General features: G+C 60.2%; 5 protein-coding genes and 1 pseudogene. 3 read left to right on the top strand and 3 right to left on the bottom strand.

Annotation, left to right across the window (positions count from 1 at the left end; translation table 11 throughout):
- Positions 1 to 1,328 (bottom strand): hypothetical protein (locus AC30NL_RS01070; protein WP_489462162.1); only part of this gene is annotated, 1,328 nt, incomplete at its 3' end.
- Positions 1,329 to 2,048: 720 nt separating this feature from the next.
- Here AC30NL_RS01070 and AC30NL_RS01065 point away from each other — a divergent pair.
- The gene (locus AC30NL_RS01065; protein ID WP_489462161.1) at positions 2,049 to 3,188 is read left to right on the top strand and encodes a hypothetical protein; all 1,140 of its coding nucleotides are present in this window, start codon (positions 2,049 to 2,051) and stop codon (positions 3,186 to 3,188) included.
- A gap of 245 nt (positions 3,189 to 3,433) precedes the next feature.
- On the opposite strand, the gene AC30NL_RS01060 is transcribed toward AC30NL_RS01065, so the two are convergent.
- Positions 3,434 to 3,883: a hypothetical protein gene (locus AC30NL_RS01060; RefSeq protein ID WP_489462160.1), complete on the bottom strand. Its 450-nt coding sequence runs from the start codon at positions 3,881 to 3,883 to the stop codon at positions 3,434 to 3,436.
- Between the two features lie 376 nt (positions 3,884 to 4,259).
- Here AC30NL_RS01060 and AC30NL_RS01055 point away from each other — a divergent pair, with 376 nt between their 5' ends.
- Positions 4,260 to 5,537, top strand: coding sequence for a YopJ family acetyltransferase (locus AC30NL_RS01055; protein WP_489462159.1), 1,278 nt, complete (start codon positions 4,260 to 4,262; stop codon positions 5,535 to 5,537).
- 25 nt (positions 5,538 to 5,562) lie between these two features.
- Here AC30NL_RS01055 and ureC read toward each other — a convergent pair.
- Positions 5,563 to 5,886: pseudogene (ureC, locus tag AC30NL_RS01050) on the bottom strand (urease subunit alpha); the annotation flags it as partial.
- An 829-nt stretch (positions 5,887 to 6,715) separates the two neighbouring features.
- Here ureC and AC30NL_RS01045 point away from each other — a divergent pair.
- The coding region (locus AC30NL_RS01045; RefSeq protein ID WP_489462158.1) for a hypothetical protein at positions 6,716 to 7,786 on the top strand (1,071 nt) is incomplete at its 3' end.

Genomic DNA, 7,786 nt, shown 5'->3' with positions numbered 1-7,786 from the left:
TGCACCATCTCCCGGGTGAGCGGATGCGAGCGCAGCAGGCCATGGGCCTTCGTCAGCGCGAGTTCACGCGGGTCAGTTGTCGCGACTGCCGACAGTGCGTCTGGCTTCTCGGCAGAACGACGCCGATTCGGGCGGGACCGGCGCGAGCGTCGGGTTCCGGCCGAACGGTCCGATGCAGCATCCGTTGTGCCTGGTGCCGACGCGCTAGACGTGCTTGTTCCGTCCGTTCCATGAGGCTCCACCGCGGAAGCGACCATCGCACCGTCATCTCGGGTTTTCTTCTCAAGCTGCTCGAGGACCGCCGACGTGTAGCTGGGCAGCGCATCCGCGAGCTCAAGCTGGTACTGCCAACGCTCGGATTCGCCTCCTTCGGCAGACCAATCTTCGGCAGCAGCCTGTGCGAATCGATCGGAGGCCCTGCCGATCTTGACGAGGACCTGAAGGTGTTCTTGAGCTTGCCTGTATCCTTCTTGCGCGGCGTCGGGGCCGGTCTCCTGAAGTGGAGTGTTCAGTGCCTCGGCCTCGTTCAAAAGTTGCACAAGCTCATCAAGAGCTCCTTGCAGCGCGGCGGGGGGTTCATAAGTCTTGAGGCGCGTGTAATGCAACGAAAGGGCCTTGGCGGCAGTTAAAGCGGCCATCGTCATGGCCATCGATATGCAGCGGTCCGCTTCTTCGCGAATGGAGCCGGCGGCATTCGCGCTATCACGCATCTCCGGCAGCTTCGACAATGCCTGCACGAATTGCTTGTACTCCTGAATCTCGCGGGACTGCTCCGCCAGTTGCTTCAAGCGCTGCGTCAGGCGCAGCCGCTCCTGCGCGGCATGTGGATCGCCGGGGGCGATCGGCTGCTGCGTAGGGTCCTCTGACGCGTTCATCAGCACGTCAGGCACCAGCGTCGACACCAATTCGCTGACGAAGTTAAGAGCAGTCCGCAGGGGGGGCGGCGGGCGCACAGTGGGTGACAAGTTTTCGTTGATTGAAAGCATCTCTTTCACGACTTCGTAGGCCGGAACGAGAAGACGACGCCTCTGCGCGGAATCCGCGCAGTGCTCAAGCATGTTCACTGTCCGCTGCACACGATTTAAAAGATCCTTGAATTTGGCGATGCGCTCTCTCGGTGAAACTGCCGCCGAATCTCTCTGCGGCAAGGTGGTGCGACGTGGCCGTGCGCTCCCGGCCTGCGTGGACGAGCTGCGTCCGGCCTGCCGCTGCGGAATCCCCTGAGGCGTGATGGTCGGGCTCGACCGCCTCACCGAGTTGGTTTCTGGAGGTGCCGCGGCCTCGCCCGACCCACTCGCGGCATCCCGCGCCGAAGATGAACCGCTCATGGGGTTTCGCCTGATTCCACTGCCTGACATTGGTATCGCTCCTGAAGGTCCACTCCGGCCAAGTCTCAGGCCGCACCAGTGGCAGATGTTGAATCGCAATGAGCAGCGGTATCGCCTTCGAGGCGAAGCGTTGTATATCGAGACGAAACCCTTGCAGCGTTCACACGGCAATCGCGCAATCGGCAGGACGCAGCGACGCTCGCGCGCTTTCTCAACCAGATCATCACGCCGGTTGCACAAGCCCGGGCTATGGCTGCGCTTTGAGCCTAGATCAGGTGCCTTTTGGCGCGCCACCCCATCCACGCGGCCAATTCCATCGGTCTTATTAAGTTCCGCATAGCGTGGAACACTGCACCAGGCATGCACTAGGCGGGTTCTGGGGAGGTCCTGGGGGGCAAACGGGGTGGCCATCGCTCCTGGTCATGGGCTGGTCGCGGATTCGCCCGGACGATCGGGGGGGCGCCACCCTTCGCTTCGCTTGAGTACACAGCGCTTCGTCTTCGCTCGTCGCGCGAAACCGATCGACGCCACGATTCGCACTTCGGCTGGCTCGGCCAAAGTCAATCCATCGGCCTTGGCGAGCCCACCCCCCAACCCACAGCAAGAGTGCCCTAAATGTTTCCTCGATTTCCAAGAGCATCCCGTACCCCCATTCACCGGGAACAAGACAGTCCACAGCTGCAAAGACCGACCCAGCGACCGGTTGGGTCCACCACTGCAGTGACGCCCGCGCCGCTGGGTCTGAAGCGCCGAACCATTTCGCCAAGTCCATCTGTACCAGCTACTCGGATCAGTCTTTCGGAAAAGACCCGCAATACAACCCGGGCCGAAGCTCTTGCCAGACCTCTAGAGCGTGTGCCGGACGTGCGGCCGATCGCACAACCCAAGTCACTCGAGACGATCGCCGGTGAGTGCGGCGTGCCTGTCGCGGCTCTGGAGGAGCGCATCCAGGATGAGCTGAAATCCTTCTGCGACGAAGCCGCGACCGGCGATACCCCTTCATATAGTAAACATCGGGCACTGATCGACACGCTTTACAATCTCTTCTTGCAGAGCAATGATAATCAATGCCCTCAATGGATTCGAAATACACGTGATTTTGACTCGTTCATTACACATTTTTTCCCGCAGTCAAATAATAATTCGCAGTCGATGCTTATAAAGCATATACGCGAATTTTTTCGGGATCACCTGCCACCCATGCTGCGATTAACACGCGATAAGGTAACTACCATCTACAATGGTTCAAGAAGCTGGGTGAAGTTTCCGTTTCCAGAGACTTTGGTGGATATGGAGGTAGTCGAAGAGGCCCGGCAGCTCGTCAATGAAGGATTTACTGAAAAAGAGGACCTGTTTGTCCACGGCACAGGCTCGGCCGCAATGGCGAATTTTGCCAAGAACCAGGCTATCTGGTCCGCATCTCTGGCAATACAAAGCGGCGATAAGGTCGTGACAGGAGAGTACGTCAGCGAAATCTCCCACGATGGGCAAACCTCGGCCACTGAAGGCATGAGCGGGCTGACAGATATATATACAAGCCGAGCGGGTTTGAGCTCGACAGGCTACACTTTGCGACGCTGGTTTGACGAAACTCCGGTCACATTTGGAATCAGTGAAGAGAAGCAGCGGGCATATAACAAGGACCGCAACATATGTCGGTCGTACTATAACTCCCAGGAGGGACTCACCGTCGGGCCGATCGTTCCGCTGGAAAACGTTGTAGCCATATCAGCGCCAAAGGCCAGTGAGGCACAGATTCGATCGTGGATCGCGGCGCATTGCCCGCACGCAAAGTTCGTATCGTACGAGGCCGCCACGATATTGGAATCCGATAATCTGCTTGGCTTGTTACGCGGTTGATAGGTCAGGGCAATTGCATGAAGAAATGACCAAATATCTGGTACAGGAGAGCCCTCGAAATCGAGGCGAAACATGGACGTGCTGTTGGTCTTGCTGGGCCTTCCTTGCTTGAGCATCTGTCTCGTGAAGGGGCCTTCATTCGTTCTTCGCTTCCGTTGAAATCATCCGACGAATCAGTTTGTACGGCTCTCAGAAGCTCTCCCGCTCTTCTTTTTTTTGACACGCTGAAGCCAGCGTCCGCCAATTCAGCCTGAAACGGCGTTGTTCAAAAACAGTCGTTTTTGGGTCTCAAAGGCGAGTGCGATCCGCCCGCTCACGGAGGCGGGAGTTGGCATGGAACGGTGTTGGAACTTGCTCCCCAACGACGCTCGCAGCCGACCCCAACCTTGCCAGTACGCCTGCGACGTGCTCGGCAAGCGATGCAGCACGAGTACCTCGCACACGAGGCTGTCGATGGCGCTCAACTTGTCGTCGAGCACGTCGGCGAACGCGAGCAGGTCGTTGCGCTGGTTCTCAAGCGCGACACGCACGGGGCGAATGCGTTGCTCATCGTCGTGTTCGCGACGCTGCAATTCGGCGACGATGAAGGCATACATCTCCTGCCGCGTGGCGAGCGTCGGGCCGGCCAGCGACAGCACGCCGCGGCCCAGCCAAGTGGCGAGCGTTCGCACGTCTTCTCGCCAAGGCATGCGCATGCGCATGAGCCTCAGCCACCATGTGCTGCTTCTTCGCCGTGCGGCATGCCTTTTCCGCGGCGACGCGCTTGTGAAGGTTCAGCACTTCATGCACACCGCCTGCGATCGCGGCTTGACTCATGAAGGTGATCGAGCCCTTGTGCAGCGCACCACCGAAGGAGCCGAACATCGGGCGGTAGTGCAAGGGTTTCGGTGTGGGGATGGACGCACTCGGGTCACACATTGCGGCCGCTGCAATGAATCGCCCTTCCGGATCAATGACGGGCATGTGGACTCGCGAGCAAACTTCGGAATTCCGTCACTTGCTTCGCATGTATCGGTGGGCGACAGATGCGGTTGCTTACGCTGCTCGCAGTAGTTGATATGGAGTATTGACATGGACATTCGCGTACCCCACGGCTCGGCCCTTCCCGGAGGAGTCCAGCACACCACGCCTCCTGCGTCCCCTGATATCAGGCCGGCAAACCCACATGAGGCGCCGCCGCTCCAGCCCAGACGGACGCGCCAGAACGCAGCGACGGAACATTTACCTGCCGCGTCTGCCGGGCAGCCGAAGATCGACCGCAGCAGTGCGCCCATCGATCTGCGTGCAGGGCAGGTGCGGCTCGAACGCCTGCGCGCTTTCGAGGCTCTCGTGTCAGAGCGTGAGGGCCAAACGCCGGCCACCCCGCCCGTGCCTTTGCGAACAAGGCCGCTCCCGGCGGCGACCTCGACTAGCCGGTGCCAGACGACAGGCGCCAGTTCGAGCAGGCCAGGCACCGATATACCGGATGCTCTGCCGATCGTTCCGGCCCGCCTGCGCGAGAAGTTCGAGGCCATCGACCTGAAGAAGCTGCGTAAGCTCGATAAGGATCTATATCAGTACGCCAAACATGTCATCGAGCAAGCGTCGACCGGCAGTCAGCCTAACGAGAGCACCGTTGACATGGACAAGCAGCACCTGCCACTGCTTGCTGCGATGGAGAACCATCGTCATCCGGGTCTCAACCTGAACGTCTTCAGCACGCCCGAGAAATGCCACCAGGCCATCCGCGACAAGCAGGGCGAGGTGGAGCGCGACCGACTGGCGGCGGACATGCGAATCGTGTTCCCGCCGTACCTGAAACTTCCCGACCATCACGTCGCACTCGATGTCCGGTTCAGGCCGGGCAAGCCCCCTTCGATCATCATCTACGAGTCGGCTATGCAAGAGAATGCGCATTTGCAGATCAAGGCGGTGACTGGAGCAATAAGGCCAGCGCCGCAGGTGTCCTTAGTCTTTAACATCATTCAGTACTGGCCCCGGGATAGCGTGATGTTCGCTTTTAACGCAGCCCTGAAGTCGTTCAAGACGCACGAGGTGTATGCAGCCGGCATCCATGACGGGCAAGGGCAACGCAACCACGTGCCGCCTGAGTTCAAGAAGCACATGTACTCCAAAAGCGCCGCTGAAAAGGAGAAGGACGCAAACGCCATCATCACGAAGGACAAGACGGGCGACTCGACAGAGACCCTTCTGCAGCGTGTCGAGGCCTATAGTGCCGACCGCGCCATCGAGAACAAGTCCATCGCGTACAGCACGTCCATCGAAGGCTTTCGCCTTCAGGAGATCCGGCGGGCAGGTGAGTACTTGGCGGAGAAGAAATCCCCAAAGAGGTCCTGGCTCTCTCTGTAGGCGCTGCGTTGCCGCCTGCTCCGTGTCAGAACAGGAAATGCCTCTGCGCCATCGGCAAGCTCGTGGCTGGCTCGCAAGTCAATAGCACCCCATCGGCCCGCACCTGATAGGTCTGCGCATCGATCTCCATCTTTGGTGCGTGGGCGTTGTGAACCATGTGCTGCTTCTTCGCCGTGCGGCATGCCTTTACCGCGGCGACGCGCTTGTGAAGGTTCAGCACTTCATGCACACCGCCTGCGATCGCGGCTCGACTCATGAAGGGGCTCGAGCCCTTGTGCAGCGCACCACTGAAGGAGCCGAACATCGGGCGGTAGTGCATGGGTTTCGGTGTGGGGATGGATGCACTCGGGCGGCAGGTTTCCGCGCCGAGAGCCCCGCGAGTGCTTCATGTGCAAACCGCGAGCCAGGATGGGGAGGTGCACGTTTGGACGATCCCGAACGGGACCGTGATCCGATGGAAGTGAAGGCTGCGGCTACACCGCTGGCAATTTTTTTGATCGTCATGTAATGAAATAAGCCCGCAGCAACTGGCCGACTACAGCAAGTCGGAGCTGGCACGCTGGGCGCAAGTGGTCAAGGCCGCGATTCAAACTGATGTGAAGTCATCAACACCCGTTCGCCCTGATCCTTCGATACCTCAGGACTGGGTCGCTTCGCGATCGAAGGGCTTGTGGAGCGTCGAGATGGGGCTCCGATACGCCGTAGGCGTACCCTGTCCTGAGGTATCGAAGGGTCAGCCTGAACGGATCGGTGTCCGCAACCTGAAGGCATACACATCAGTTGAATAGCACCCAGTGGCCAAGGCCGCAAAGATCAAGGCAGACTGAACGAACCGTCTACTGTGCACTCAGAGCGGTTTTTGGAAGCGCCTGCTCTTTGCTACTCGACATGTGGCGCTGCGAAATTTCGCCAAAGCGAACGCTCCGTCGTCTGCGTACAGACAGAGGGACGCAACCCGATTAGCGTCGGGACCTCGTCGCATGTTCGACCTTGACACCATGGACCGCATATCTTCAGAAGGCGTATCGAACCCTCATCGGTTCCAATCCTCGGCTCCGCCGTCCCCCGGCGGCAGCGCCACCTCGCAGCGGTCGCCCCGTGCTTCTTCTCCTACGCACTTGTCAGAGCACTTGTCCGCGCGGGAAAGCTTGCCCGAAAGCTCCGGGGCGAGCAGTCCCATGCCGCCGCGCGCGGCGGTGCTGCGGTGGCCGAACGGCCAGACATCTTTCGGTCGATTGGCGCCGAGTCCGCCAGGGACGCTGAACTTCCTGGCTACTGAAGTCGAGGGTCCGCTGGCACATCGATGCCAGAAGGCTGATCGCATTCCCCGAGCCCAACTCGATCCGGGCCCGTTCCAAGTGGCTGTGGCTTCGCAAAGCGCCGACGGGGATCCTCTGTATGTCGAGGCGACGCTGCTGGAATACGTGCCGATGATCTATCCAAGCATGCTGAAAAGAGTCGCCGCGATAGCAGGCGGCGAGGGTATCGGCCTGGATACTCAAGACCAAGCGACCCTGTCGAGGGTCACGCAGGGTGTGTTGCATCACCTGCTAGAAGGGAACTGCACCGATCCTACGGCCGTACGCCGAGCCTGCAATGCGCTGGAACGACCCTCCATCGAGCTCGAGCTGACTCGAGTCGACCACTCCGGCGCCGCGTCCCACGACTACAGGTGCAATGCGTTGAGCGGCGAGGGATTCGGCGACGAGGCGGAGGGTGACCTCGGAGAGATGCTTGACAGGCTGAAGGACGGGGAGCATCTGTACCTGAATGCCACGCACGCAATCCGCGGGGACGCCCATTCGATGGCCATCTCCGCCACGAGGCTCCCTGGGGATCGGGTGCGGGTCAGCCTCTTCAATCCGAACGGATGGCACCGAGTCGCACGCAGCGGCAGCCATTCCCGCATCCCGGCAATCGCGAAGACGGTGTCACTCAAGGATGCCCGCGCGGCGCTGGTCTCGCTGGCTGGTGGTGTCATCGAAGTCCCTGTTCACATGAGGGGGGGTGTTAGTCCGATCTGGCACGACCCGGCGGCTGGCGAGCCACTGTTCGTTTGGCTGAGCGCTTTGAATCCCAAAGTGCAGTGGCATTCGACGGGCCAGCGCATGACGCCCCAGAAGGGCCCCGACTGCAGCGTTGAAGTGGTGTTCGCCTGGCTCGCCAGCGTGCTGCCCGAGGCCGACTACAAGCTGGCCAAGGCCCATGTGCTCAACATATTGACGCAGGCGGCGCTGTACCACGATCTC

This window comes from Rhizobacter sp. (assembly GCA_021153565.1).
Lineage (GTDB): Bacteria > Pseudomonadota > Gammaproteobacteria > Burkholderiales > Burkholderiaceae_C > Albitalea.
Note: the sequence above shows the minus strand (reverse complement) of the source record. Positions and strands in the feature narration are given on the sequence as shown.

Bases quoted from the DNA above. Each gene is read 5' to 3' on its own strand.
- AC30NL_RS01060 (WP_489462160.1), bottom strand. From the start codon at position 3,883: ATGCGCATGCCTTGGCGAGAAGACGTGCGAACGCTCGCCACTTGGCTG.
- AC30NL_RS01055 (WP_489462159.1), top strand. From the start codon at position 4,260: ATGGACATTCGCGTACCCCACGGCTCGGCCCTTCCCGGAGGAGTCCAG.